Here is a 26,508-nt window from a genome sequence, read left to right as displayed (position 1 = left end):
AATTAGTTTTATTTTTAATATTAAATCCTCTTTTTTATATTTTAATTGTATTTTTTATAAAAATTATCATTTTCATTTATAGTTATTAAATCATCACGAATTTTATCAAAAATTCTTAATATTCCCCACATGCCCAATTCTACATCCCAACGGAATATTCCAGATCTATAGGAATAATCACCTGGATTTTGGTTCGCTCCATTTTCTAGGATTATATTAAATACATTACCGATACTTATTGCTCCTTGTACAGATATAATATTAGAAAATGGGTCGGAATATTGAGCTTTCCAGGAATGCCCATGCAATACAAAGCTGTGATTCCTTGGTTTATCTGCTGGCATAAGGAGCCTTATTCTTACAGGATCACCAGGATAAGATTTAAAAACAGGCGTGGCTGGATCACCATGAATTTTTGAGCTCATTACAAGATGTACTCTAGGATCTTTTTTTAAGTGATTCTCAAAGCGTTCAGATCTATAGTTAATTCCCTTTTGACCTTGGTCCTCAAAATCTAGACGAGGTACATCATGCCCTTCGTCAACAGGGTCGAAATGAGCTGAATTCTGTCCTTGGTTAGCTGGATCTGGATGAGCTGCACCATGTCCTCCGTCAACGGGATCTGGTATTGGCTTATTATTTTTATCATATAAGCTTATACCATCTTGCATAAACACTACAAATTCTCTAAAGTCTGGTATGCCTGGATTGGATATCACTATTTCTTCTAGATAACCATTTTTTACTTCATTACCAGTTTTTGCATTAATATATTTAGAGCCTGTAGGTTCAATTATAATAGTACCGAAGAGACCGTGATGTCTATGGTTTCGTATATCTCCAAAGCCAGTAAGGGTACAGGTACCTAATTCTGAGTCAGCAAACCATCTGTAGGTTATACTTTCACCAGGAGCAATGCTTTGATCATAGTTAAAACCTACTGTTGCTCCATCGGAGTTTAAAACATCGTATTTTAGTAATTGTGCATGAAGAGAAACTCTATTTGATGGAGGAAAGGGAGCTTCTACAGGAACTTCTGGGTGGTTATCCTGTACCAGTGGTTTAAAAATATGATTAGTTAAGGTTACCTCTATGCAATCTCCCGCATTTGCTCTTAATATTAATGGTTTAGGTTTCATAGTTCCAGCCATAATTGCCTTTTCATGTTCTGCTAATACAAACATCAAGCCATTTGGATCATGATCTCCAAATTTATTGTATACAATATCCTTTTGTATGGCAACAACATCAAATTTTCTTGTGTTAGCATCTTTAAGACATGGATGAGCAGGGCATTTTGCTTTAAGCGGTGGATTACCTGTTTTGCAAGGTAAGGGTTTTGTTCTAATTGGAGGTAAAGGTCTATCCTCAAGAGGCAGTAGATGATCAACCCTTTCTTTATGAACTCTTAATATGCCCCATAAACCAAGCCATAAGTCATCTATTCCTCCTAAATAATATAAATAATCCCCTTTTTTATAATCTTCATCTATTTCTATATTGAAGGCTTCTGATATACCTAAAGTTTGTGCTTGAATAATAGGAGATACTGCATATGTTGGTTCTTTTCTCCATCTTAAGCCGTTGAGATTAAAAGAATGTTGTTCTTCCTGTGCACCATCAAATAACCTTATTCGTATTGGGTCTCCTTCATAAGTTTCAAGAAGAGGTGTAACGGGATCACCGTGTACATAGGAGCTAAAAACATAAGCGGGATCGCCTTTGCGAAATTGAAAAGGCTCATTTTTATAATTTATACCCATAACTCCTGGATCCTCCTGAGATCCTGGAAAAGGTGGCGGATTTAAAGGCTTACCATCTTTATCAAAAAGAAGTGCAAAGTCATGAACTACAAGGACAAACTCTCTAAAGTCAGGTTCACCGGGTCTTTTTATTATTGCCTGAGTTCCACTTTTTATTTCTTTACCAGTTTTAGGATCGTGAAAAGTGGCGTTAGAGGGTTCAATAATCAATGCACCAAATAATCCATGCTGTTGATGAGTACTAGGAAATAAGTGATCATGGAAAAATACTGTTCTCAGTTCTGTATTGGCATAAAATCGTTCAATAAGAGTATCACCAAAATTAGCAGATGAATCATTATCCCATCCATTAGCACCACCGTCAGAAACAATGCCGTCAAATTTAACTAAGTGTATATGCCAGCCAACTTCTGTGGTTTTGGTTAATAATTGAAAGGCATTTCCACCTATTGCTTCAGGAAGTTTATTTGTAAGCCTAATTTCTATGCAATCTCCTACATTTGCTCTTATAACAAAAGGTTCGGGTGATTTTTTGCCATTTCTAACTGCATCTTCATCCTCTTTTAGAACAAATATTCTTCCTTCAGGGTCATGCCATCCTGCATTGTTGTATTTTATAGGAACTTGAATAGCTACTATTTCAAAAACTTTAGTAACTGCATCTGCTGGACAGGTGCCAGAATATAAAGCTCCTGAAATTGCATTTGGAACAAAATTTGCTTTTTCTAAAGGTGTTGGACCTCTGCCATTGACTATTCCTAGTGGTGGTTTAAAAGGCTTTTTACCAACCTCTCCAGCTATAAATCGTGGAAATCCAGGATGGTCATCATCTTGGGATGATGGAGGTGTTCTATCCGGCAGTGGAATCAGAGCAGGTACACAACTGCCGTCTGGAAGCTGACTTTTACCATCTTCCAGACGGTCAAGTATTCTCCACAGTCCCCACATTCCCTCAGCAAAATGAGGATAAAGATGACAATGCCATATAACATCACCTATACATCCAGTTAAGCTTCCAGCTCCAAATAAAGGTTCAATAGTAAAGCTTTCTTGAGGACTAAAGGATATGGAGTCAATTATAGTGGATTTAGGATCATTAGTGTCCAATTTCCATTGATGATTATGAAGATGAAATACGTGGGTTTCCTTTATCCCTGCATGAATTAATCTAAATTTAGCAGGATCACCTTTATAGGCACGTAATACTGGAGTAGAGGGATCACCAAAAGTCCATGAACTCAAGGCTACTTCCTCGCCAACACCTCCTGTACCATCAGGATGACGATTCCTCATAGGATCTGCTCTATAATTTATTGGCATTGTTGCTTCAGGCATTCCAGTTTCATGATTTATAGGCTGATTGCCATTAATATCTTTTATTTCCGGTTCATCATGAAATATTGTAACATACTCTCTGAAGTCAGGAAGTGCTGGATGGTGTATATCTGCATATAAGCCGCTTTTTATATAATTACCTGTTACAGGATCGGTCCAGGTTGCACCTACAGGTTCAACTATTAGTGCACCAAAGAGTCCATGAATATTTGTAGATTTTTCTGAACTTCTGGTATCAGCCATATCATTAAATAAGAATATACCTTCTTTGTCAGCAACCCATCTATATCTTATTTTGTTTCTTGTTGTAGTATCGGGATTAAAACCTATGGCGGCGCCATCTGAACGTAAAACATTATAATCTATATCTTGAATGTGAATAGACACAGGTCTGTTCAATTTGTTTTCAAAATCTATAATTAAAATATCACCTAAATTTGCTCTTATTACTAAAGGACTAACAATATCTACAGGTTTAAATGGATTTTTTTTAACTGCTTCTATTAGAGTGTTTTCATCTTCTTTTAAAACGTACATTAATCCATTTGGATCATGATCTCCTTCATTGTTATATACTATTTTAGTAGGTATGGCAACTATATTAAAGTGTTTAACTTGTACATATCCTCCGTCAAAATAAATTCTGTTATCGTTAAGTTTATAATTTTTTAATCCCATTATAGTGTTACCCCTCCTTATGAGTAGAAAATTATTAATTTAAATAATGAAAAGATTATTCATTGCAGTATATATTATGAGATTAATATTTTAATTGTTAAATTAAATATTATTTAAATGACACAGTATATTAATCCCCCATCTGAGATGGGGCGAATAGAATAAGCAGTAGATTTGGCTAGAGTAAAAGAACCTCCAATGATATAATGATACAGGTTTCGCAGGCCGTATCAAATCAAAGGAGGTTATCCAAATGGATAATGCAAGTATAGCACATACTAGATGGAATTGCACATATCATATAGTGTTTATTCCAAAGTATAGAAGAAAAATAATGTATGGTGAAACAAAAAAAGATATAGTAGAAATTTTAAAGAAGTTATGTGAAATGAAGCAGATCACATTGATAGAAGGAAAGGTTTGTAAAGATCATGTTCATATGTATATAGCAATTCCACCAAAATTATGTGTATCTGAGTGTATGGCATATTTAAAAGGAAAAAGTGCATTAATGTTGTTTGATAGGCATCCAGAGTATAGAAGTAGATGGGGAGAAAGACATTTCTGGGCAAGAGGTTATTATGTAGCAACGGTAGGAAATGTAAATGAAGATACAATAATAGAGTATATAAGGCAACAAGAAGAGAGTGATAAACTAGAAGACGGAAGAAAATAGCAAAGGCCTCGCATGAGAGGTAACCAGTAAAAATGGCTTTGCGAAACCGCCTTTAGGCGTGCCAGTAACGTGTCCTGGAGGGACCAAAATTAAACCACCATTTGAAATGGTGGTTGCTAACTTTTGTTGTATTAAATTATATGTTAAAATATTTAGTACATAATTTAGAAATTAGAATATAATTTGATAGGAGAATTACTATGAAAAAAAATTATAATACCATTTTGTTTGATTTAGATGGCACTTTAACTAATCCCAAGGTAGGCATTACTAAATCTATACAATATGCATTAAAATACTTTGGTATATTTGAAAGTGATTTAGAGAATTTAAATAAATTTATTGGTCCACCTCTTAAAGATTCCTTTAAAAAATATTATAATTTTAGTGATGTTGATGCAAATAATGCTGTTGAAAAATATAGAGAATATTTTTCTGATAAAGGTATATTTGAAAATAAATTATATAATGGCATTGTTGAATTATTAAATAAACTTTACAATAAAGATAAAAATCTAATTATAGCAACTTCAAAACCTAAAATTTTTGCAGAAAGAATATTGACATATTTTAATATAGATAAATATTTTACATTTGTAGCTGGCAGTAATTTAGACGGTACTTTAAGTAGAAAAGGAGAAGTAATTTCCCATGCATTAGAAGTGTGTAAATGTGAAAAAGATAATGTAATTATGGTGGGGGATAGAAAATATGATATCATTGGTGCAAAAGAGATAAAAATTCATTCTATAGGGGTATTGTATGGATATGGATCTTATGAGGAATTAAAAAAGGAGCAGCCTGAGTATATAGTTAAAGATATTAATGGATTAAGCCAAATATTGGATTAAATAATATATTTTAGGGATTGACTTAGAAAATATAATTGAATTATTTTAATATTTGAAATAATTCAATTAATCATTCATTATATACTTTAAATACTTATAAAAAAATAGTAAAATATAGATGTAAGCGATAAAATGGACAGGGTTTTGATAATACTAATGAAAAATATTTAATTAACTAGTGAGAGGAGAGATATATTTGAAATCATTAAAGGGAACAAAAACTGCCGAAAATTTATTAAAAGCTTTTGCAGGAGAATCACAAGCTAGAAATAGATATACTTATTATGCCTCTGTAGCAAAAAAAGAAGGTTATGTACAAATATCAAATATATTTATAGAAACAGCTGATAATGAAAAAGAACATGCTAAAAGATTTTTCAAATTTTTAAATAGTAATCTTTGTGGAGAAGCGGTTACTATTAATGATGCAGCCTATCCTATTGCATTGGGTGATACTAAAGTTAATTTGCTTTCTGCGGCCAATGGAGAAAATGAAGAATGGACACAGCTATATCCTGAGTTTGCTAAAGTAGCAGAAGAAGAAGGTTTTGATGAAATAGCTATAGTATTTAATAGAATATCAGAAGTTGAAAAACATCATGAAGAAAGATATAGAAAATTGCTTGAAAATGTTGAAAAGGAAAAAGTATTTGAAAAAGAAAGTGTTGTAAAATGGAAATGTAATAATTGTGGATATATATATGTAGGACAAGCTGCACCTAAGGCATGCCCTGCTTGTGCTCATCCACAATCTTATTTTGAAGTTCTTGAAGAAAATTATTAATTTAAAATAAAAAGGCTGCCTCATGTATTTTAGATATTTGAGGCAGCCTTTTATTTTAATTAAATTTTTTTATAGGTAGATTTAAATAAATTGATTGGCTAAACTAACTGTATATTACAAATTGTAGATAATTGCATCATGCATGTTATATAAATTTTGTGGTATACTTTACCATAGTATACAATTAAAAAATATGTATAGTATAAAAAATCATATAAAAAGAGAGGAGTTTCCATTATGAATTATAATATTTTAAAAAAATATGCTGAGCTTATAGTAAAACAAGGTATTAATATTCAAAAAAATCAAATTCTTGTAATTAATTCTCCTATTGAATGTGCAGAATTTACTAGAAAGGTTTCGGAAATAGCTTATAAAGAAGGAGCTAAGGATGTAGTAGTGAGCTGGAATGATGAACTTCTTTCAAAGATAAAATATTTAAATGCACCGGATGAAGTTTTTAAAGAATTTCCTAGTTGGAGAAAAGAATTATATGTTTCCTATGCGAAAGAAGGGGCAGCTTTTTTAAGTATCTCAGCTTCAGATCCAGAGTTAATGAAAGATGTAAATCCAGAAAGGCTTATGAAAGCTAATAAGGCCTCAAGTGTAGCTTTGAAGGATTATAGAGAAAGACTTATGAGTGACAAAAATGTATGGTGTGTAGTATCTGTACCAACTAAAGCTTGGGCAAAAAAGGTGTTCCCAGGTACAACAGAAGGCATAGCAGTGGAAAAGCTTTGGAATGCCATATTTAAAGCAGTAAGAGCAGATGTAGATAATCCTGTAGCTGCCTGGGAAGAACATAAAAACAATTTAAATAAGAGTATGGATTTTTTAAATAAAAATAATTTTAAGTATCTTGAATATAAGAATTCCTTGGGTACAGATTTAAAAATAGAACTTCCTGAAAATCACATATGGCTTGGAGGATCTTCCTATACTCCTGAATATGTAGAGTTTATTGCAAATATACCTACAGAAGAGGTATTTACATTACCTAAAAAGACAGGTGTAAATGGTATTGTAGTAAGTTCCAAACCACTAAATTACAGAGGAAATCTAATTGAAAAATTTTCAATTACTTTTAAGGATGGAGAAATTGTAGATTTTACTGCTGATAAGGGATATGATACTTTAAAAAGTCTTATAGATACAGATGAAGGAAGTAAATATCTTGGTGAAGTTGCATTAGTTCCCTATAATTCTCCTATTTCAAATTCTAATATATTATTTTATAATACATTATTTGATGAAAATGCCTCCTGTCATTTAGCTATAGGTAAAGCCTATCCTGTATGCGTAAAAAATGGAGAAGAAATGTCAGCAGATGAACTGAAAGCTATAGGTGTTAATGATTCAATAGAACATGTAGACTTCATGATAGGAACAGAAGATTTAAATATTACAGGTATAAAAGATAATGGAGATAAAATAACAGTATTTGAGAATGGAAATTTTAAATATTAAAAATATATGTTTTAAATATTTATTTAATAATGGACTGTATCACAATACATATTTATGAATTGCAATACAGTCCATTATTAAAAAATTAAAACATTAAAACATTAAAAAAATTTGTAGAGTATTTAATAATAAATACAAAATAAATTTAGAATATTTCTAAAATTTTCAATAAAATTTGTCAATATGATATAATTTAAATAAAATATTTTAAGAAGGTGATTCTTTGTTTCAATTTTTACCCGTAATATATAAATCTAGAAACGGAAAAGAGATAGTTAATGATTTCTATTGTGATAAAGATAAAAATAATTCTCTAGTTGTATTGTTTCCTGGAGTTAATTATAGTTTTGAAAAACCTTTATTGTACTATGCAAGAAAGGCAGCATCTATGGAAAAAATGGATGTATTATGTGTTAGATATGGATATAAATTATCTAAAGATGATATTGGAAAAGATATAATTAAAATTATAGCAGATGAAATATTGCCAGTTATAAGAAATTGTAGTCATAAGAGATATAATAAACTTTATTTTATAAGCAAAAGTATAGGTGGTGAAATAGCAGGTAATATTGCAAAAAATATTGGATATGAAAATGTTCAGTCCTTGTATTTAACACCTACCCCCCATACTGTAGAACATATGATAGAAGTAGAAACTTACACAATTATAGGAACAAGAGATCCAATATTTGGTGAAAAAAATATAAGATCATTACAGCACCATAAAAATATTAAATTGAAGTTAATTAATAATGCACAACATTCATTAGAAGTTGATGATAATATTCAGGAAAGTATAAAAATTTTAGGTGAAGTAACAACCATCTATAAAAAGTTTTTAAATGAAGATAAGCAGAATTCTTAGTATCTGTATTCTCGATACTTAGGAATCGTTATCCAGGGACATAGCAGCCGTTATCTACCACTTTACAGAGTGCCATAAGTATTACGACTGTTAGTCATCGGATAAAGAATTTAAGTCATTAATTGACATAAAGTTTTTATAATATTATAATAAGCTTAATTCCTAGATTTTAGATATGAAAACTAGGATATACTTTGCTATTTAGGAGGAATAAATTGTTTTGGATGTTATATTGGATATAGATAAAGTTGAAAAAATTTTTGACGATGTAAAAATAATTGACAATATGTCTCTAAGAATAAGAAAAGGAGAATTTTTAACTCTCTTAGGTCCTAGTGGATGTGGTAAAACTACTACATTAAGAATGATCGGTGGATTTGAAGAACCAAGCAGCGGTAATATTTTATTAGAAAATGAACCTGTTCATAATAAAAAGCCTCATGAGAGAAATGTAAATACAGTATTTCAAAATTATGCACTCTTTCCACATATGACAGTATACGATAATATTTCATATAGCCTCAAAATTAAGAAGGTAGACAAGAAAGAAATATCTAAAAGAGTAAAAGCTATGCTTAGTTTAGTTAAGCTTGAAGGTTTTGAAAAAAGAAAGCCAAGCCAATTGAGTGGTGGGCAAAAGCAAAGGGTTGCTATAGCAAGAGCACTAATAAATGATCCCAAAATATTATTGCTGGATGAGCCGCTAGGGGCTTTGGATTTAAAACTTAGAAAACAAATGCAAGTAGAACTTAGAAAACTTCAGAAAAATCTTGGTATAACTTTTATTTATGTTACACATGATCAGGAAGAAGCTTTAAATATGTCTGATAGAATTGTTGTAATGAACAATGGAATAATTGAGCAAGTAGGAACACCTGAAGAAATATATGAAAGACCTAGAACAAAATTTGTGGCAGGATTTATAGGGGAATCCAATATAATTAAAGTAAATTTTGAAAACAGTGAAGATGGAAAAATATTAGCAAAGATTCATAACGATGTTATAAAAATAAAGAATATCGGTATTAATAATCAAGAACTCTATATTTCAGTACGACCAGAAAATATAAAATATTCAAGTGATAAAAAGGATTTCTCTGTTAAAGCCACTGTAAAAGAATATAATTATAGTGGATCATTAATTAAAATGATTGTTTCATTAATAGATGGTCAGGAGATAATTATTTATAATTACGATAAGAAAGCTGCATTACCTAAGATAGACACTGACATTTGGATTTATTGGGCAGAAGAGGATATGTCTATCATCGCTGATGTATAGGAGAGATACTATGAAGAAGAAAATAGATATGTCAAAATTAACAACCACTATACCCATAATGCTGTGGATGTTTATCTTCGTGGCAGTACCGCTTTTATATATAATATTTATAAGTTTTATGCAGAGAGGAACAAATGGAGGAATTTTTTATAATTTCACTATTGAAAATTATACTAGAATGGGAAATCCTTTATATTTTAAAGTATTTGTGGATTCACTGATAATTGCTCTTATTACAACTGTAGTAACTTTAATTATAGGATATCCCTTCGCATATTTTTCTTCAAAGATACCAAGAAAATTTAATATTATAATACTAATAATTATTATTTTACCCTTTTGGACTAATTCACTTATAAGGAATTATGCATGGATGATACTTTTAAGGTCACAGGGGGTTATAAATCATTTTTTGATGATCACTAATATAATCAAAGAGCCATTAAATATGTTGTATACTTATGGGGCAGTTCTTATAGGAATGATATATACTCTATTTCCGTTTATGGTACTTCCAATATATAATTCTATAGAAAAATTAGATAGAAGTTACATAGAAGCGGCTAAAGATTTAGGAGCATCACCATTAAAGGCATTTTTAACTATAACAATTCCACTAACTACTTCTGGAATAATAGCTGGATGCATTTTAGTATTTGTACCTTCTGTAGGATTATTTTTTATAGCGGATTTAATGGGAGGCAGCAAGGTTATGTTAATAGGAAATCTGATAAGAAATCAATTCTTAGTATCAAGAGATTGGCCTTTTGGTGCGGCATTGTCCATTGTAATGATTGCAATTTCCATTATACTAATAGGTATTTATACAAAAATAGTTGGTAAAAAAGTTGATATGGAGGTTTTTTGATGGGAGTAAAAGCATTAAAAAATTTATCGTGCATTTATATGCTGCTTATATTTGCATTTTTATATGTTCCAATAATAATTGTTGTTATATATTCTTTTAATTCATCAAAAAGTAGTGCAATTTGGGCAGGTTTTACTATGGATTGGTATGTAAAATTAATGAATGATGATAATGTATTAATTGCTATAAAGAATAGCTTTACAGTAGCAATTATTAGTACTTTCATTTCATCTGTAATTGGTACCATAGGTGCCGTTGGTTTACATAGATATAAGTTCAAAGGTAAAAATGCAGTTAATTTATTATTATATATACCTATAGTAATACCAGAAATAATAATGGGTATATCTTTATTGATTTATTTTTCTCTACTTAAGGTGGATTTTGGTATTACTACATTAGTAATTTCACATACAACCTTTTGTATTCCTTTTGTCTTAATTAATGTTAAAGCTAGATTAGCTGATTTTGATTCATCTATTGAAGAAGCAGCTATGGATTTAGGAGCTAATAATTTTATTGTTTTTAAAACTATAACTTTGCCTATAATATTTCCAGCAGTAATATCAGGAGCTATGTTGGTTTTTGCTTTATCTTTGGATGATATAATAATAAACTTTTTTGTAGGTGGGCCAGAGAGTACTACTTTGCCTATAAAAATATTTTCTATGCTTCGTTTTGGTCTTTCAGGGGAAATAAATGCATTGTGTACTATAATGTTAATTATAACTTTTTTAGTTTTAATTATATCACAGACTATCAAGGTCTCTTTAAAAAAATAAAATTATAGGAGTGATTTTTGTGTCAAAGAAATTATTAAAAATTTTTAGTATTATGCTAGTTTTTATGATGATTCTGTTAACTTTTTCAGGCTGTTCAAATAAAAACTCTTCAAATTCTGAAGATAGCAGTGAAAAAGTAGTAAATCTTTTTACTTGGGCAAATTATGTTCCAGATGATGTAGTTAAGCAATTTGAAAAGGAAACTGGAATTAAAGTGAATTATAGTAATTTTTCTACTAATGAAGAAATGCTTGCAAAGCTTCAAGCAGTAAAAGGTTCTCAATACGATGTTATAATTTGTGCTGATTATATAATTCAAGTCATGGGGAAGCAGAAAGAAGTATTAATTCAGCCCATAAATAAAGCTAATGTACCAAATTACAAGAATATAGATTCTTCTTATTTAAATCAATACTATGATAAAGATAATAAATATTCTATACCTTATACATTGGGTGGACAAATGATTGTATATAATCCTGATAAAGTAAAAAAAGATATTAATGGAATTAAGGATTTATGGGATCCTTCACTTAAAGATTCGGCAGTACTTCTAGATGATCCAAGATCCGTAATAGGAATGGCTTTAACAAAGCTTGGATATAGTATAAATGAAACTGATCCTGCAAAACTTAATAAGGCAAAGGCAGAACTTAAAGATCTAAAACCAAACGTGAAAGTATTTGATGCAGATACACCTCATAATAGTTTAATAAGTGGAGATACATCCATAGGCATTATGTGGGGATCACAGGCTTCAGCTGCACTAAAAGAGAATCCTAAACTAAAAATTGTCTATCCTGAAGAGGGAATGCAATTTGAAGAAGATAATTTTGTAATACCTGTAAAGGCACCGCATAAAGCTAATGCAGAAAAATTTATTAATTACCTACTTGACGGAAAAATAAATAATGATATAACTAATAATATAGAGTATATAAGTGTAAATACAGCAGCTAAAAAGTATATGTCAAAAGAATATTTGAATAATAAAGCTGTTTATGTTCCCCAGGAAGAATTTAGAAAAGCTAAACATCTAGAAGATGTAGGCGATGTTACAAAACAATATGACTTAATTTGGTCTGAATTTAAGCAGCAATAAATCAGAGGAAGTGAGGATATGAATATTTATGATTTAGTTGTGAAAAATGGCAATGTTGTAGATGTAGAACAAAAAATTATTAAAAAAGCGAATGTTGGAATTTGCAAAAATAAAATATGTACAATAACTGATAAAAATATTAAGGGTAATGTAGAAATAGATGCAAGTGGACTTATTGTAAGTCCAGGATTCATAGATATTCATGGTCACGTAGATGGTTCCATCCCTTGTGGAAAACTTTCAGTACTTCAAGGTGTAACAACTACGGTAGGAGGAAATTGTGGTGGTGGAATATTAGATATTAAAAAATTTTTTGATGAGCAGGATAATAGAGGATTTTTTATTAATCAAGCACAATTGATAGGACATTCTTTTAGGTTGAGAGAGGCTGTGGGGATAGGAGATCCCTATATTTCAGCAACAAAAAGGCAGATTGAAATTATGTCTGATCTATTAAAAAAATCTTTTCAAGATGGAGCTATAGGATTATCCTTTGGGATTGAATATGCACCTGGTTCCTCCAGAGATGAAATAATGACTTTGAGCAGTATTGCTGAAAAATATGATAAAATTGTAGCAATACACACTAATGTAAATAATCCTAATGATTTAAGTTCTCTTAAAGATGCCATAGATATATCTGAAGAAACAGGAGTAGAAGTTTTAGTATCTCATTTTGTATATCAATATGGAACTGGTATTATGACAGAAGCTTTAGAAATGATGGACAGAGCAAGAGATAGAGGATTAAGGGTTTCGGCGGATAGTGGTATGTATACTGCCTTTTCTACATTTATTGGTTCTACAATTTATGATGAGCAGTACATGAAAAAGTTTGGATGGAAATTTGAAGATCTTTTAGTGGCTACTGGTAAATATAAAGGTAAAAGATTAACCAGAGATACTTATGAGGAACTTAGAAAATATTCAAAAGAGGAAAGTGTAATTTGTTTTACTGGAATTGAAGATGAAATATATGAAGCTCTTGCTAAAGAATATGTTATATTATCCTCTGATATAGGACCTAGTCCTACAGGGCGTACCAGTGAAGGTCATCCACAGAATGCAGGTACTTTCCCAAGATTTTTTAGGAAAATGGTAAGGGAGAAAAAAATTCTTTCACTGCTAGAAGCTGTTGAAAAATGTACTTTATCTCCTGCTAATAGATTAGGACTTACAAATAAAGGCAGAATGAAGGTTGGTGCGGATGCAGATATAGTAGTTTTTGATATTGATACTATAAGTGATAAAGCACAATTTCCTGATATAGGGGAACCGGATGCTAAGCCAGAAGGTATATCTACTGTTGTAGTGAATGGTAAACTTGTGGTAAGTGAGGGAGATTTAATTTTAAATTCTATGCCGGGAAAATGCATAAGAGATTTACCAGCTTGTACTATATGGTAATTAAAAAAATTATTCTATATAATCTAATATTAAAATTGGACAGGTAATTTTATATTACATTGTTCAATTTTTTATTTTATAATAAAAATACTAAAAATATGCATACTAAATATATCTTATAGAATTAATAAAGGGTGATATTGATATGACTTTATTGAAATGGATAGGAATAATTGTTATAATATTTTGGATTTTGGGATTATTATTGAGAATAGGTGGTACATTAATTAATTGGCTTCTTATTATAGCTGCAATTGTGTTTATAGTGGATCTAATTATTGGGATGGGACATAGAACTTAGACTTCAATTTCTATTAATTTTAGAATATCCTACCTCTTAAATTTTTAATATTATTAGACCATTGTTATATTTTGTGATATTCTAATAATAGTATTTAAAATCAAATGGAGGGATTATATTGGATTTTAAACAAATAAATGAACTAAAAGCCGGTACTAGAATAGATAGTTTTTATGTTATAAAATCTGTTTTAAGTAGAGTTTCATCAAATAATAAAAAGTTTCTTGATTTAATTGTAGGAGATAAAAGTGGAGAAATAAGTGCTAAACTGTGGGATGCATCTGCTGAGGATGAAGAATTATATAGAGAAAATACACTGGTAAAAATAAGAGCAGCTGTAGTGGAGTGGCAAAACAATCTTCAGCTTAAAATAGATAAGATAAGATTAGTGACAAAAGAAGATGGATTAGATATAAAAAACTTTGTTCCGTCAGCACCTTATGAAGCAGATGATATGTATATTATAATGCTTGATTATATATCAAAGATAAAAAATAAGGATATAAAGAATATTGTAAATTATATTATAGATAAAGCAGGGGATAAGCTTATGAATTTTCCTGCTGCTAAGAAAAATCATCATTCTGTAAGATCTGGATTATTGTATCATATAACTACTATGCTCAAGGCTGCAGAAGCTCTTAGCAATGTATATGTGTTTTTGAATACAGATTTACTCTATTCAGGAGTAATTCTTCATGATATGGCAAAGCTGGAGGAAATGGATGCTTCAGAACTGGGTATAGTTACTTCCTATACTATAGAAGGTCAGCTTTTGGGTCATATAGTAATGGGAACAGAAAAAATAGCACAGGCAGCTGAAAAAGTAGAAGCAGATATAGAAATTTCAATGATACTTCAGCATATGATTTTAAGTCATCATTATGAACCGGAGTATGGAAGTCCTAAAAAGCCTATGATTCCAGAAGCAGAAATGCTTCATTATTTAGATGATATGGATGCAACTATGTTTGATATGAAAAAAGCTGTAGACTCTGTGAGCCCAGGCGAAGTATCTGATCCTGTATGGTCTTTAGAAAAGAGAAGAATATATAATTCAAAATTTGATAAGTAATATCTATAAAATTTAAATTAATACTAAATAATTTAAATATAAATTATAATAAAATAATAAATCCTAATGTTATAATACATAATGCTGACTGTAAGTGACAGTCAGTTTTTATTTTATTATTATACAAAATGATGAAAATAATATAAAATAATATTGTACATAAAAATGATTTTAAGTATAAGAAAACTGGAGGAGAAAAATGAAAGCAAAAAATATTTTTAAAGATTACATAGCACCTGTGTTAGTTGCAATTATACTAGCACTATTAATAAGACAATTTTTATTTTTTAAAATTATGGTTCCAACAGCATCTATGTATCCAACTATAAAAGACAATGATCAGATAATTGTAACAAGAATTTATAGTAAAAATAGCCTTAAGAGGGGAGATATAGTAGTATTTAAATCAGAAGAACTTAAGGAAGAGTTAATAAAAAGACTTATAGGACTTCCAAAGGATACTGTTACAGTAAACGAGGACGGCAGTGTATATGTTAATGGTAATAAATTAGATCAAAGCTATGTAATAAATAATGGGGGAAAAAGTGGTACTTTTAAGGTTCCTGAAGGGCATTATTTTTTTTTAGGGGATAATCGAAGTAACTCTTTAGACTCTAGATATTGGCAAAATCCCTATATTGATTGGTCGGATATAGAGGGAAAAGCTAGATTTATTATATATCCTTTCAGTAGATTTGGTAATCTTAAATAGATATGTTCTTGAATTGTAAACAAGAAATTAAACTGTACCACTTGTAAAATATACGGTAGAAAGGCCGTGTAACTTACAGGGTACAGTTTATTATTTTATTATATATCTATATCAAAATAAAGAGTTATACAATTCGCTATATTTATATGCAGAATTATTCCAAGAATTATCTTGCCACATACCTCTCAAAATTAAGCTGTTCCATATATCCTTTCTATTATAGAAGAAATATTCAGCACGTCTAATAGTATGAAGCATATCCTGGGCATTATAATTGGCAAAAGTAAATCCATTACCTTCACCAGTATCATCATTGTATGAGAATACGGTATCTCTAAGACCTCCCGTTTCTCTTACTATAGGTATAGTACCATATCTTAGAGAAATCAACTGGCCTATGCCACAAGGTTCAAAAAGGGAAGGCATAAGAAACATATCTGATCCAGCATATATTTTTTGAGCCAGAGAATTACTGAAGGTAATATTTGCAGATAATTTATTAGGATATTTATATGCAAAATATTTAAATATATCTTCATATCTTCTATCACCAGTTCCTAGAACTACTATTTGAATTCCATCCTGCAGTAATTCTTCAAGCATATATGCAATTAAATCGAATCCTTTTTGATCAACTAATCTAGATACTATGCCGATAATTGGTATATTGTTATTTACAGGTAGATTTAACATTTTTTGAAGTTCGGATTTATTTATATATTTATTGCCATAATAATTTTTGTCATAATGGGCAAATATGTCTTTATCAAAAGCTGGATTATAAACATCAAAATCTATACCATTGAGTATACCCCAAAGATCCCAATTTTTACTTCTAAGAAGTCCGTCTAAACCTTCTCCATAAAAGGGAGTTTGGATTTCTCCAGCATAACTATTGCTTACGGTAGATACTTTGTCAGAAAATTTAATTCCGCCTTTCATAAAGGATATACCATCATAAAATTTTAATGCATCCTCATGAAAATAACCTGTATTTAGACATAATAATTCTGCTAAAATGTTTTTATCAAATACACCCTGATATTTCAAATTGTGTATTGTGTATATAGTTTTTATATTATTATGTCTTGGACTAAATCTAAAAATATCTTTTAACATCACTGGAATCATGCCAGTTTGCCAGTCATTACAATGTATAATATTTGGAGTGAAATCACCCATATAATGTATAGCTTCAAGTACTGCTCTTGAAAAGAATGCAAACCTTTCTGCATCATCATAGTATCCGTAAGCTCCTTCTCTATAAAAGTAGTATTCATTATCTATGAAATAAAAGGGAACGGAATCATGTTGTATATATTCTAGACCACAGAATTTTTTTCTCCAGCCCACAGGAACGTCAAAACTTTGAATATGATGCATATTATTTTTAAAATAATCAGACATGGCACCATATTTAGGAAGTATAACTCTAGCATCAATACCAATTTTCCTTAAGGCTTTAGGAAGTGCATAAGCTACATCTCCAAGACCTCCAGTTTTCAAAAATGGAAAGCATTCTGAAGCAGTAAATAAAATGTTCATAATATTACTCCTTTAGTGTAGTGATTTTTTTTCAATAACTAGTGGAAAGTCGATATCGCCTTTCAACTCTTTATTTTTATCAATGATATTATCTTTATCAATAATTATATTTGATAGTTTAGCATTTGATTTAATATGACAGCCTTGCATTATTACACAATTATTAACTTCTGCACCCTCATCAATTATTACTCTACGTGAAAGTATACTGTTAGTAACTTTCCCTTTAATAAGACATCCATTTGCTATAAGGGAATTTGATACATCAGCATTACTAAAATGTTTAGTAGGAGACTCATCCATTATCTTCGTATATATGAGGCCATTATTAAAGAATAATTCTTTATTTATATCTAAATTTAACATGTCCATATTTGCTTTATAATAGGAATTGATAGAATTTATATAGGATAGATATCCTTTAAATTCATAGGCATTTACATTTAAATCCGTTATATTATTATATATGCAATCCTTCAAATCCGCCCAATAACCTGTTTTTATACAAGTATTTAAAATATTTATCAAAGTATCCTTATCTAAAATAAATACTTCCATAGATACGTTTTCATTGCCATCAGAAATTAAATTTTTTCTATTGTATAATTCAGTTACTTTTATATTTTTTCCTACACTTATTACTGAACTATCATTACTTATATTTAATATATTGCAATCTCTGAAGTAATTATTACTAGATTTTATTTTTTTGTAAATGATAGTAATATCCTTGCCGGATTCCTCATGAAATTTTGCTGCTTCATTATAATCTATATTACAAATCATAGAAGAGGAGCATAAGATAACTTTATCCTGCTTGCTTCTATAAATATATTCCATGTTATTTTTTATCATTTCTACATCACTTAAATAAGAATTTCTTTCACCAAAATTAAATATAAAAAGTCCATTAATTTTTCTGTCTAAATCCCAAGGCTTTCCAGAACCTATATGGTCAATTAATGATCTCGCTTTACTTTGAGTGAATATTCCAACATTTCTAACACCGGAATTTATAAGATTTGACAATGCAAAGTCAACAATTCTATATCTACCAGCCACGGGTATTGAAGCAATTAATCTGTTTTTCGTAAGACTTTTAATATTATCTTCGTTTTCATTTAAATTTAATATAGCCATGTAATTGGAAAGCATCTATAATCCCCTCTTTCTTTTATCATACCGCTGCACTTTCTTTTACTTTATTTCCTTCACCAATTACTGTTACTTCCTCAGAGTTACCGATTAAACATCCATTGGAAATTATGGAATTACTGCCTATAATGGCTTTTCTTATAGTAACATTATCACCTATAATGGTATTTGGCATTATCACAGAATCATATATCTTAGAATTTTTACCTATATGAACTCCAGGGAAAAGTACTGAGTTATTCACTTCTCCAAGTATTACACATCCTTCAACTACAAGAGAACTCTTAACTATAGCATCACAGCCTATATATTGAGGGGGTCTTGTTGGATTTACAGAATAAATTCTCCAATCTGAGTCGTGTAAATTTAAATTATTATTATCGTCAATCATATCCATATTAGATTGCCAAAGACTTTCTATTGTACCTACATCTTTCCAGTAACCACTAAAAGGGTATGCAAAAAGTTTTTTACCACTTAAAAGCATTTTGGGTATTATATTTTTACCAAAATCATTACTAGACTTTTCATCTAATTCGTCTTCATGAAGAAATCTCTTTAATATTTTCCATTTGAATATATAGATTCCCATAGAAGCCATATTATTTTTAGGTATTTTAGGTTTTTCTTCAAATTCAAAAATTTCATTATTTTCTTTTGTATTCATTATTCCAAATCTACTGGCCTCATTTAAAGGAACTTCAAAAACTGCAATAGTACCATCTGCATTTTTTTCCTTGTGATATTCAAGCATTTTAGAATAGTCCATTTTGTAAATATGATCTCCAGAGAGTATGATTACATATTCTGGATCGTAAGAATCGATAAAACTTCTATTTTGATAAATTGCATTTGCTGTGCCTTTATACCAATTACCTCCATGTTCTCTCATATATGGTGGTAATAGAAAAACTCCCCCATTTGTTCTATCTAAGTCCCAAGGACTGCCAATTCCAATATGATTATTTAATATAAGTGGTCTATATTGTGTTAATACCCCAACTGTGTCAATACCTGAATTTGAACAATTACTTAAAGTAAAGTCTATTATTCTGTATTTGCCTCCAAAGGGAACTGCAGGTTTTGCTGTTTTTTTAGTTAGTATTCCTAATCTACTACCCTGTCCACCTGCTAAAATCATTGCAATCATTTCTTTCTTTGACATTGTATACCCCCCCTATGTTAAGTAAAATAAAATGCTGAATTTAAATATTTAATTTAATATTATATATATATATTACCTTATTTTGTGAAAAAAGGCACTAATAAAAAATATAAATTTTGTAAATTTAAAAATGTTTTTTTAGCATAAAATTGAAATAATGGATATTATAAATAATTATATGATATTTTTTTATTAATAATTACTGTACCTATAAGAATTCTTTAATTGTTAATAAAAAATATCTATATTAGATGAATATAGAAGAATAAAAATTTATAAAAGAATAAAAATATATATTGGAGGTGTTTAAAATGTCAAAGCGATCAATGGTTAAAACTTCACCGGAAAAAATCAAATTATATGATGATAGAAATCCTGAAAATAAAGATACACAATCAATACAAAGTAATGAATTAAATGAATCTTCCTATGCCTTTGGAAAAAATACAGTAGAAAGTTCTAAAAATAATATAAGTAGATAAGAGCATTAGACATGTAAAAATTTAAGCAAGATCTAAATTTTTATATGTCTAAAAATTTTTTAAGTATTAAATTTAAAAATATTTAGCTTAATGCATTGTTATTATCATTACATATCTCATAAAAAAAAGGATAGAAGTAATAATCTCTATCATGAATAGAGGAATATAACAGGTTATTAAAATAATTGTATTCTGAAATCTCTATTTTATTTATTAAATCATAATCTGTAATACTATTATCTACAATGTTTTTCATAGGTTACCTCCTAAATATGTCTGCACTATTAATATAATGTAATTATGCATATAAAGTTACATATACTATACTTTTAAATTAAATAAATAAATTATTAAAATAAAAAAGGCTAAATTATAAGTATAATATTTTTTTAATTACTCATACTATTTTTGTCTAAAAAAAAGGAGGAATTAAAATGGCAAATACTTCAATGAATAGTGGTCACAATAATAGCATAGGATGTACAGTTAATGAGTGTAAATACAACGATAGATCAGATAATTACTGTACTTTACAAAAAATAGAAGTAGTAAAGCATGAATCTATTGCAAATACAGTTGAGTGTACAGATTGCGGAAGTTTCGAAAAGAGAAACCAATAAAATTAAATTAAGTAAATAATAAATAGAGGAGTAATATTATTCCTCTATTTATTAAATTTTAGCTATTATTTTTTTTGTGACAGAATATATTAAAATTTTTAATTAAATCAGGATTAGATTCAATAAAATCAACAAAATTTTTAAGATATATTAGGGTATCATTACTAAGAGTATGTTCAATTTTCTCTGTTTGTTCAAGTATGTTATTAGAAATTCCAAGTAATTTTAAAAAATTTTCTATAGTATTATGTCTGTCTAAAAGAAAATTCCCCAAAACCTTTCCCTTATCAGTCAATAATATTATCCCATAGCGCTCGTAATTTATTAATCCATAGTCTGAAAGCTTTTGTACCATTTTGGTGGCAGAAGGTGGTTGAACATTTAAGGCCTTTGCTAAATCATGAATTCTAGTAAAATGTGTTTCTAAAGATAGTCTATATATCATTTCAAGATAATCTTCCATAGAAGCTGTAAGGGTATCTTCTTCTTTTCTCATATATTCATTAAATGTATAAAAACTTTCTTTTGACATATTTACACCTACCTAATATTAAGCTATTTAGTAAATTATATACATAATACTTGCTTTAAAGAACGATGGAAAAGATAAATTTATTTAGAGTTATTAATAAAAGTATAATTTATTAATTATGGATATGAAATTGTGAAAAATATATGATATTATAGATTAAAATTAATACAATGTTCTTTAATAAAATATAGGATAAGGCAGGTTAATTATATGAAAATATATTCGTGGAATGTCAATGGACTTAGAGCAGTAAGTAAAAAAGGTTTTTTTGAATTTGTTAGTTATGAAAATCCAGATATATTATGTATACAAGAAACTAAATTACAGCTTGAAACTTTAAGCGAGGAACTTAAAAATATAAAGGAGTATTATTCCTATTTTTCTTTTGCAGAAAGGAAGGGATATAGTGGTGTAGCAACTTATACTAAGAAGAAACCTGTTTCTATAAAACATGGTATAGGTATAGAAAAATTTGATAAAGAAGGAAGAATATTAATTACAGAATTTAATGAATTTATATTATTTAATATATATTTCCCAAATGGACAAAAGGATGAAGAAAGACTTAATTATAAATTGGAGTTTTATGATGCTCTATTTGAATATTTGGATAAACTTAAAATTGAAGATAAAAAAATCATAATATGTGGTGATTATAATATTGCTCATAGGGAGATAGATATTAAAAATGCAAAAGCAAATGAAAAGATTTCAGGTTTTTTACCTATAGAAAGAAAGCTCATTGATAAATTTATTTCCAAAGGATATGTAGATACTTTTAGATCAATACATAGGGAAGAAATTAAATATTCTTGGTGGAGTTATCGTTTTAAGGCTAGAGAACGTAATGCAGGCTGGAGAATTGATTATTTTCTCGTTACTGAGAATCTGCTTGAAAATGTAAAGGAAGCAGATATACTAAATGATGTAATGGGATCAGATCATTGTCCTGTAAGCATTTTACTGGATATATAATATATTTTATATTGTATTTATAAAAATTGACAATAAAGATAATATATTAATTGTCAATTTTTAAATAATAATTATTATTTTAAGTGTGTACCATCTTTATCTTGAAAAATAAGATTTTGCTTCATAAGGCCACCTAGAGCATTTTTAAAGTAGTTTTTACTCTGATGAAATATACTTTTTATATCTTCTGGAGAACTTTTGTCATTATAGGGCATAAAGCCATTATGATCTTTTAAATATTCAAGTATAGTTTCTTCAAGAGCTAATCTTTCATCTTTAGGAGGTTTTCTTGGAGTTAAGGACATTTTACCATCTTCAAAATGTTTTTTTACTCTAAGTTTTAAAATCTCACCAGGAGTAAGTTTTGAAAAATATTCATTTTTTAGAATTACTCCTCTATATTTATTTTCAACGGCTATCATAGCACTTCCATTTGTTTGGAATCCATACACAATCCCTTCCACATCATTTTCTACAAGGTACTCCTCTGTATTTTCCAAATACTCATCTATAAAAGTAGTAGCTGCCAGTCTATCAGTTTTATCTACGTATACATAAAATAAGTATTTATTTCCTGGAATTAGTGAATAGTTTTGCTCTTTCAAAGGGACGAATAAATCTCGTTCCAAGCCAAAGTCTACAAAGGCTCCTATTTTAGTTACAGAGACAACCTTTAAGTAGGCCAATTCAAAAGCCAAAGCATAGGGCTTTTTTAATGTGGCAATAAGTCTGTCTTTAGAGTCACGATAGATAAAAGCTTCTACTATATCTCCTACATCAATTTTAGTATCATTACAATTATTGTTTGGAAGTAGAATATCATCACTTGTATTATCTGTTTGAGCATTTAAAAAATACCCAAAAGAAGATTGTCTTACTACTTCTAATTTATTAAATTTACCAATTTCAATCATAAACTAAATTTCCTCCTTAAAATATAACTATCAAATGCCGGAATAATTCCAATTTGCAGTATATCTTTTTATTTTAACATATTTTAATAAATAATGTTATAATTAATAGGTTAACTGTTATGATATTTCATAGTTTAAATTATTCCCATGAATATTAATATTATGTTATAATAACTTAACAGCTCAAAAGGCTTAAGTTATATTTTAATTAAATAAAAAAATTTTTAGTAAGGATGGTTGGTATTTTAATGATAGTTGCAAATAATGTAAGCCTTAGTTATGGCGGTAGAAAGTTATTTGAAGATGTAAATATAAAATTTACTCCTGGAAATTGCTATGGAGTAATTGGAGCAAATGGTGCAGGAAAATCTACATTTTTAAAAATATTGTCTGGAGAAATAGAACCTAATACTGGAGATGTAAGTATGTCTCCTGAGGATAGATTAGCGGTATTGAAACAAGATCATTTTCAATTTGATGAATTTGAAGTTCTAAAGACTGTCATTATGGGGCATTCAAAATTATATGATATTATGGTGGAAAAAGACGCTATATATGCAAAGCCAGATTTTTCTGATGAAGATGGAATAAGAGCATCAGAGCTGGAAGGCGAGTTTGCAGAATTAAATGGATGGGAGGCAGAATCAGAAGCTGCTACTTTATTAATGGGACTTGGAATACCTGTAGAAGATCATTTTAAGAAAATGAGCGAACTTAGTGGTGCTGAAAAGGTAAGGGTATTATTAGCTCAGGCACTATTTGGTCACCCGGATATCCTGCTTTTAGATGAACCTACAAACCATTTAGATATGCAGTCTATAAATTGGCTAGAGGAATTTTTGATAAATTTTGAAGGCACAGTAATAGTAGTATCTCATGATAGACATTTCCTAAATAGTGTGTGTACTCATATGGCAGATGTAGATTTTGGTAAAATACAACTATATGTAGGTAATTATGATTTTTGGTATGAATCCAGTCAATTAGCCCTTCAAATGGCAAAGGATCAGAATAAAAAGAAGGAAGAAAAAATGAAGGATCTGCAGACATTTATAGCAAGGTTCAGTTCCAATGCATCTAAAGCAAAACAAGCTACTTCAAGAAAAAAGTTGCTTGACAAAATAACTTTAGATGACATAAGACCTTCTACGAGAAAATATCCTTTTGTAGGATTTAAAGCAGACAGAGAAGCTGGAAATGATATTTTAACTGTGGATAATATAAGCGCAACAGTAGATGGCATAGAAGTACTAAAGGATGTTAGTTTTATAGTTAATAAAGGTGATAAAATTGTATTTGCAGGTGAAAGTGAAATAGCTAAAACTACACTTTTTAAAATATTGATGGGTGAAATGGAGCCAGATAGCGGGTCATTTAAATTTGGTGTTACTATAAGTACATCTTACTTTCCAAAAGATAATTCAGAGTATTTTAATAATGTAGATTTAAGTTTAGTTGATTGGCTTAGACAATATTCAGAGGAAAAGTCTGAAAGTTTTATTAGAGGATTTTTAGGAAGAATGCTTTTTTCTGGTGAAGAAGCACTTAAAAAGGCAAATGTACTTTCTGGAGGAGAAAAGGTTAGATGTATGTTATCAAAGATGATGCTTAGCGGGGCAAATCTATTAATTTTAGATGAACCTACAAATCATCTTGATTTGGAATCTATTACAGCTTTAAATAATGGTCTTATTGACTATAAGGGAAATTTACTCTTTGTCTCACATGATCATCAATTTATAGAAACAATTGCAAATAGAGTTATAGAGATTACACCAAAGGGAATAATAGACAGAAATATGACTTTTGATGATTACTGTACAAATGAGGATATTAAAAAACTCTCAGCAGAAATGAATTCTTAATAGAAGAAAAGGACGAATTAACTTTTTTCAGTGGAAAGTTAATTCGTCCTCTTCTATTATTCTTCCTCAAAGGCAATTTGTGCAGCTGGAAATGGCTTTAAAGCTCTTTTGAGAATACCGTGCACATAAGCTATTAATACACCATAATTAACTATTGGGACTCCATCCTTAACGGAGTTTGATATTCTATGAAGCATAGCTTTTCTATTCAGCATACAGCCTGCACAATGAACTACTAGTGCGTAGTCTTTTAAATTTTCAGGAAAGGAAAAACCACTGGAACATTCAAAGATTAAATCTTTTCCGGTACTTTGTCTAAGCCATCTTGGTATTTTTACCTTTCCTATGTCATCTGATTGTCTATGATGGGTACATGCTTCTGAAATAAGTACCTTATCACCATCTTTAAGATTATTTATAGCTTTGGCGCCTTTTACCAATTCTGTTAGATTACCTTTATTTCTTGCAAAAAGTATGGAAAATGAAGTCATTAATATATCCTTTGGGGTATCAGCAGATACTTTTAAAAATGCCTGAGAGTCTGTTATCACTAAACGGGGTTTCTTATTTAGGTTTTCAAGGGTTTCACGAAGTTCATATTCTTTTGTAACAATGGAAATAGCATCACTTTCTAGAACGTCTCTTATTACCTGCTGCTGTGGCAGTATTAATCTTCCTTTTGGAGCAGCTTTGTCTATAGGAGTTACAAGAATTACAAAATCTCCTGGTGAAATTAAATCTCCTAAAATCCTAAATTTCTCTTCGTTTTCAGGTATTAATTTTATTATTTCATCTTTTATATGATCTATTCCTGTATTATTATAGGCTGAGGCTTTTATAATTTTTAATTTAAATTTATTTTCTAAATTTTTAATAGAGGAGATATCTATAGTACTTATGTCTGATTTGTTTAATATAACAACAATAGGTATTTTCTTTGATTTTATTTCTTCTATTGTTTTAATGTCAAAATCAGATATACCTATGGAACTATCTATTATTACAAGAGCTATATCTGTTTTATTAAGGACGTCCATGGTTTTTTTCTTTCTTAATTCACCTAATTCTGTTTCATCATTGAGACCGGCTGTATCAATTAAAACTACAGGACCTATAGGAAGAATTTCCATAGATTTATATACTGGATCCGTAGTAGTTCCTTTTATATCTGATACAAGGGCTATATTTTGACCTGTAAGGGCATTTATAATACTGGATTTACCTGCATTAGTTTTGCCGAATAGGGCAATATGAAGTCTATTTGAACGAGGCGTTTCATTTAAATTACTCATAAGCTCACTCTC

The 26,508-nt window shown here is 29.5% G+C and carries 25 protein-coding genes; 17 read left to right on the top strand and 8 right to left on the bottom strand.

Annotation, left to right across the window (positions count from 1 at the left end; translation table 11 throughout):
• Positions 1 to 41: 41 nt before the first annotated feature.
• Positions 42 to 3,776, bottom strand: coding sequence for a multicopper oxidase domain-containing protein (locus CLPA_RS10625; protein WP_003441859.1), 3,735 nt, complete (start codon positions 3,774 to 3,776; stop codon positions 42 to 44).
• A gap of 253 nt (positions 3,777 to 4,029) precedes the next feature.
• On the opposite strand from CLPA_RS10625, the gene tnpA reads away from it, so the two are divergent.
• The 13 genes from tnpA (at position 4,030) to lepB (ending at position 15,951) form a co-directional block, all read left to right on the top strand.
• Positions 4,030 to 4,452 carry an IS200/IS605 family transposase gene (tnpA, locus tag CLPA_RS10620; RefSeq protein WP_003441862.1) on the top strand — a complete coding sequence of 141 codons (423 nt, stop codon included), beginning with the start codon at positions 4,030 to 4,032 and terminating at the stop codon, positions 4,450 to 4,452.
• Between the two features lie 200 nt (positions 4,453 to 4,652).
• Positions 4,653 to 5,303: an HAD family hydrolase gene (locus CLPA_RS10615; RefSeq protein WP_003441863.1), complete on the top strand. Its 651-nt coding sequence runs from the start codon at positions 4,653 to 4,655 to the stop codon at positions 5,301 to 5,303.
• Positions 5,304 to 5,499: 196 nt separating this feature from the next.
• Positions 5,500 to 6,087 (top strand): rubrerythrin, encoded by a 588-nt coding sequence (gene rbr, locus CLPA_RS10610; RefSeq protein WP_003441864.1) that lies wholly within the window; start codon positions 5,500 to 5,502, stop codon positions 6,085 to 6,087.
• 237 nt (positions 6,088 to 6,324) lie between these two features.
• On the top strand, positions 6,325 to 7,554 hold the full coding sequence (locus CLPA_RS10605) for an aminopeptidase (RefSeq protein ID WP_003441865.1): 1,230 nt from the start codon (positions 6,325 to 6,327) through the stop codon (positions 7,552 to 7,554).
• 223 nt (positions 7,555 to 7,777) lie between these two features.
• Positions 7,778 to 8,422 (top strand): hypothetical protein, encoded by a 645-nt coding sequence (locus tag CLPA_RS10600; RefSeq protein ID WP_003441866.1) that lies wholly within the window; start codon positions 7,778 to 7,780, stop codon positions 8,420 to 8,422.
• Positions 8,423 to 8,642: 220 nt separating this feature from the next.
• Positions 8,643 to 9,704: an ABC transporter ATP-binding protein gene (locus CLPA_RS10595; RefSeq protein ID WP_003441867.1), complete on the top strand. Its 1,062-nt coding sequence runs from the start codon at positions 8,643 to 8,645 to the stop codon at positions 9,702 to 9,704.
• 10 nt (positions 9,705 to 9,714) lie between these two features.
• Complete coding sequence (locus tag CLPA_RS10590) at positions 9,715 to 10,572, top strand: ABC transporter permease (RefSeq protein WP_003441868.1); 858 nt, start codon at positions 9,715 to 9,717, stop codon at positions 10,570 to 10,572.
• On the top strand, positions 10,572 to 11,354 hold the full coding sequence (locus CLPA_RS10585; protein ID WP_003441869.1) for an ABC transporter permease: 783 nt from the start codon (positions 10,572 to 10,574) through the stop codon (positions 11,352 to 11,354). The genes CLPA_RS10590 and CLPA_RS10585 overlap by 1 nt, the downstream gene beginning before the upstream one ends.
• A gap of 19 nt (positions 11,355 to 11,373) precedes the next feature.
• Positions 11,374 to 12,456 (top strand): polyamine ABC transporter substrate-binding protein, encoded by a 1,083-nt coding sequence (locus CLPA_RS10580; RefSeq protein ID WP_003441899.1) that lies wholly within the window; start codon positions 11,374 to 11,376, stop codon positions 12,454 to 12,456.
• An 18-nt stretch (positions 12,457 to 12,474) separates the two neighbouring features.
• The gene (locus tag CLPA_RS10575) at positions 12,475 to 13,863 is read left to right on the top strand and encodes an amidohydrolase family protein (protein ID WP_003441902.1); all 1,389 of its coding nucleotides are present in this window, start codon (positions 12,475 to 12,477) and stop codon (positions 13,861 to 13,863) included.
• A gap of 145 nt (positions 13,864 to 14,008) precedes the next feature.
• Positions 14,009 to 14,164: a lmo0937 family membrane protein gene (locus CLPA_RS20845; RefSeq protein ID WP_003441906.1), complete on the top strand. Its 156-nt coding sequence runs from the start codon at positions 14,009 to 14,011 to the stop codon at positions 14,162 to 14,164.
• 118 nt (positions 14,165 to 14,282) lie between these two features.
• Entirely contained in the window at positions 14,283 to 15,239 is a 957-nt protein-coding gene (locus tag CLPA_RS10570; RefSeq protein ID WP_003441909.1) for a 3'-5' exoribonuclease YhaM family protein, read from the top strand.
• A 199-nt stretch (positions 15,240 to 15,438) separates the two neighbouring features.
• The gene (gene lepB, locus CLPA_RS10565; RefSeq protein WP_003441912.1) at positions 15,439 to 15,951 is read left to right on the top strand and encodes a signal peptidase I; all 513 of its coding nucleotides are present in this window, start codon (positions 15,439 to 15,441) and stop codon (positions 15,949 to 15,951) included.
• Positions 15,952 to 16,062: 111 nt separating this feature from the next.
• Here lepB and glgA read toward each other — a convergent pair whose 3' ends face one another.
• The 3 genes from glgA to CLPA_RS10550 are packed head-to-tail and all read right to left on the bottom strand — an operon-like array spanning position 16,063 to position 19,816.
• A complete protein-coding gene (gene glgA, locus CLPA_RS10560) occupies positions 16,063 to 17,496 on the bottom strand; it encodes a glycogen synthase GlgA (protein WP_003441921.1) in 1,434 nt (477 codons plus the stop codon).
• 12 nt (positions 17,497 to 17,508) lie between these two features.
• Positions 17,509 to 18,651, bottom strand: coding sequence for a glucose-1-phosphate adenylyltransferase subunit GlgD (glgD, locus tag CLPA_RS10555; RefSeq protein ID WP_003441924.1), 1,143 nt, complete (start codon positions 18,649 to 18,651; stop codon positions 17,509 to 17,511).
• 22 nt (positions 18,652 to 18,673) lie between these two features.
• A complete protein-coding gene (locus CLPA_RS10550) occupies positions 18,674 to 19,816 on the bottom strand; it encodes a glucose-1-phosphate adenylyltransferase (protein WP_003441925.1) in 1,143 nt (380 codons plus the stop codon).
• Positions 19,817 to 20,127: 311 nt separating this feature from the next.
• Between CLPA_RS10550 and CLPA_RS21175 the strand changes: the two genes are divergently transcribed.
• Positions 20,128 to 20,298, top strand: coding sequence for a hypothetical protein (locus CLPA_RS21175; RefSeq protein WP_155760372.1), 171 nt, complete (start codon positions 20,128 to 20,130; stop codon positions 20,296 to 20,298).
• Positions 20,299 to 20,380: 82 nt separating this feature from the next.
• Here CLPA_RS21175 and CLPA_RS21170 read toward each other — a convergent pair whose 3' ends face one another.
• On the bottom strand, positions 20,381 to 20,554 hold the full coding sequence (locus CLPA_RS21170) for a hypothetical protein (RefSeq protein ID WP_155760371.1): 174 nt from the start codon (positions 20,552 to 20,554) through the stop codon (positions 20,381 to 20,383).
• 178 nt (positions 20,555 to 20,732) lie between these two features.
• On the opposite strand from CLPA_RS21170, the gene CLPA_RS10545 reads away from it, so the two are divergent.
• Positions 20,733 to 20,918, top strand: a complete 186-nt coding sequence (locus CLPA_RS10545) for a DUF1540 domain-containing protein (RefSeq protein ID WP_003441927.1) — start codon at positions 20,733 to 20,735, stop codon at positions 20,916 to 20,918.
• A 58-nt stretch (positions 20,919 to 20,976) separates the two neighbouring features.
• Here CLPA_RS10545 and CLPA_RS10540 read toward each other — a convergent pair whose 3' ends face one another.
• The gene (locus CLPA_RS10540; protein WP_003441928.1) at positions 20,977 to 21,450 is read right to left on the bottom strand and encodes a metal-dependent transcriptional regulator; all 474 of its coding nucleotides are present in this window, start codon (positions 21,448 to 21,450) and stop codon (positions 20,977 to 20,979) included.
• A 210-nt stretch (positions 21,451 to 21,660) separates the two neighbouring features.
• Here CLPA_RS10540 and xth point away from each other — a divergent pair, with 210 nt between their 5' ends.
• On the top strand, positions 21,661 to 22,425 hold the full coding sequence (gene xth / locus CLPA_RS10535) for an exodeoxyribonuclease III (RefSeq protein ID WP_003441930.1): 765 nt from the start codon (positions 21,661 to 21,663) through the stop codon (positions 22,423 to 22,425).
• Between the two features lie 74 nt (positions 22,426 to 22,499).
• Here the strand turns inward: xth and CLPA_RS10530 are convergent, their stop codons facing one another.
• On the bottom strand, positions 22,500 to 23,339 hold the full coding sequence (locus tag CLPA_RS10530) for a CvfB family protein (protein ID WP_003441931.1): 840 nt from the start codon (positions 23,337 to 23,339) through the stop codon (positions 22,500 to 22,502).
• 248 nt (positions 23,340 to 23,587) lie between these two features.
• Between CLPA_RS10530 and CLPA_RS10525 the strand changes: the two genes are divergently transcribed.
• Positions 23,588 to 25,204 carry an ABC-F family ATP-binding cassette domain-containing protein gene (locus CLPA_RS10525; RefSeq protein WP_003441932.1) on the top strand — a complete coding sequence of 539 codons (1,617 nt, stop codon included), beginning with the start codon at positions 23,588 to 23,590 and terminating at the stop codon, positions 25,202 to 25,204.
• 56 nt (positions 25,205 to 25,260) lie between these two features.
• Here CLPA_RS10525 and hydF read toward each other — a convergent pair whose 3' ends face one another.
• Positions 25,261 to 26,496, bottom strand: coding sequence for a [FeFe] hydrogenase H-cluster maturation GTPase HydF (gene hydF, locus CLPA_RS10520; protein WP_003441933.1), 1,236 nt, complete (start codon positions 26,494 to 26,496; stop codon positions 25,261 to 25,263).
• Between the last annotated feature and the right edge of the window lie 12 nt (positions 26,497 to 26,508).

The organism is Clostridium pasteurianum DSM 525 = ATCC 6013, from assembly GCF_000807255.1.
GTDB classification, from domain to species: domain Bacteria; phylum Bacillota; class Clostridia; order Clostridiales; family Clostridiaceae; genus Clostridium_I; species Clostridium_I pasteurianum.
This window is presented reverse-complemented; position numbering and strand designations above follow the sequence as displayed.

Bases quoted from the DNA above. Each gene is read 5' to 3' on its own strand.
- CLPA_RS10625 (WP_003441859.1), bottom strand. From the start codon at position 3,776: ATGGGATTAAAAAATTATAAACTTAACGATAACAGAATTTATTTTGAC.
- tnpA (WP_003441862.1), top strand. From the start codon at position 4,030: ATGGATAATGCAAGTATAGCACATACTAGATGGAATTGCACATATCAT.
- CLPA_RS10615 (WP_003441863.1), top strand. From the start codon at position 4,653: ATGAAAAAAAATTATAATACCATTTTGTTTGATTTAGATGGCACTTTA.
- CLPA_RS10605 (WP_003441865.1), top strand. From the start codon at position 6,325: ATGAATTATAATATTTTAAAAAAATATGCTGAGCTTATAGTAAAACAA.
- CLPA_RS10590 (WP_003441868.1), top strand. From the start codon at position 9,715: ATGAAGAAGAAAATAGATATGTCAAAATTAACAACCACTATACCCATA.
- CLPA_RS10585 (WP_003441869.1), top strand. From the start codon at position 10,572: ATGGGAGTAAAAGCATTAAAAAATTTATCGTGCATTTATATGCTGCTT.
- CLPA_RS10575 (WP_003441902.1), top strand. From the start codon at position 12,475: ATGAATATTTATGATTTAGTTGTGAAAAATGGCAATGTTGTAGATGTA.
- CLPA_RS20845 (WP_003441906.1), top strand. From the start codon at position 14,009: ATGACTTTATTGAAATGGATAGGAATAATTGTTATAATATTTTGGATT.
- lepB (WP_003441912.1), top strand. From the start codon at position 15,439: ATGAAAGCAAAAAATATTTTTAAAGATTACATAGCACCTGTGTTAGTT.
- glgA (WP_003441921.1), bottom strand. From the start codon at position 17,496: ATGAACATTTTATTTACTGCTTCAGAATGCTTTCCATTTTTGAAAACT.
- glgD (WP_003441924.1), bottom strand. From the start codon at position 18,651: ATGCTTTCCAATTACATGGCTATATTAAATTTAAATGAAAACGAAGAT.
- CLPA_RS10550 (WP_003441925.1), bottom strand. From the start codon at position 19,816: ATGTCAAAGAAAGAAATGATTGCAATGATTTTAGCAGGTGGACAGGGT.
- CLPA_RS21175 (WP_155760372.1), top strand. From the start codon at position 20,128: ATGTCAAAGCGATCAATGGTTAAAACTTCACCGGAAAAAATCAAATTA.
- CLPA_RS21170 (WP_155760371.1), bottom strand. From the start codon at position 20,554: ATGAAAAACATTGTAGATAATAGTATTACAGATTATGATTTAATAAAT.
- CLPA_RS10545 (WP_003441927.1), top strand. From the start codon at position 20,733: ATGGCAAATACTTCAATGAATAGTGGTCACAATAATAGCATAGGATGT.
- CLPA_RS10540 (WP_003441928.1), bottom strand. From the start codon at position 21,450: ATGTCAAAAGAAAGTTTTTATACATTTAATGAATATATGAGAAAAGAA.
- xth (WP_003441930.1), top strand. From the start codon at position 21,661: ATGAAAATATATTCGTGGAATGTCAATGGACTTAGAGCAGTAAGTAAA.
- CLPA_RS10530 (WP_003441931.1), bottom strand. From the start codon at position 23,339: ATGATTGAAATTGGTAAATTTAATAAATTAGAAGTAGTAAGACAATCT.
- CLPA_RS10525 (WP_003441932.1), top strand. From the start codon at position 23,588: ATGATAGTTGCAAATAATGTAAGCCTTAGTTATGGCGGTAGAAAGTTA.
- hydF (WP_003441933.1), bottom strand. From the start codon at position 26,496: ATGAGTAATTTAAATGAAACGCCTCGTTCAAATAGACTTCATATTGCC.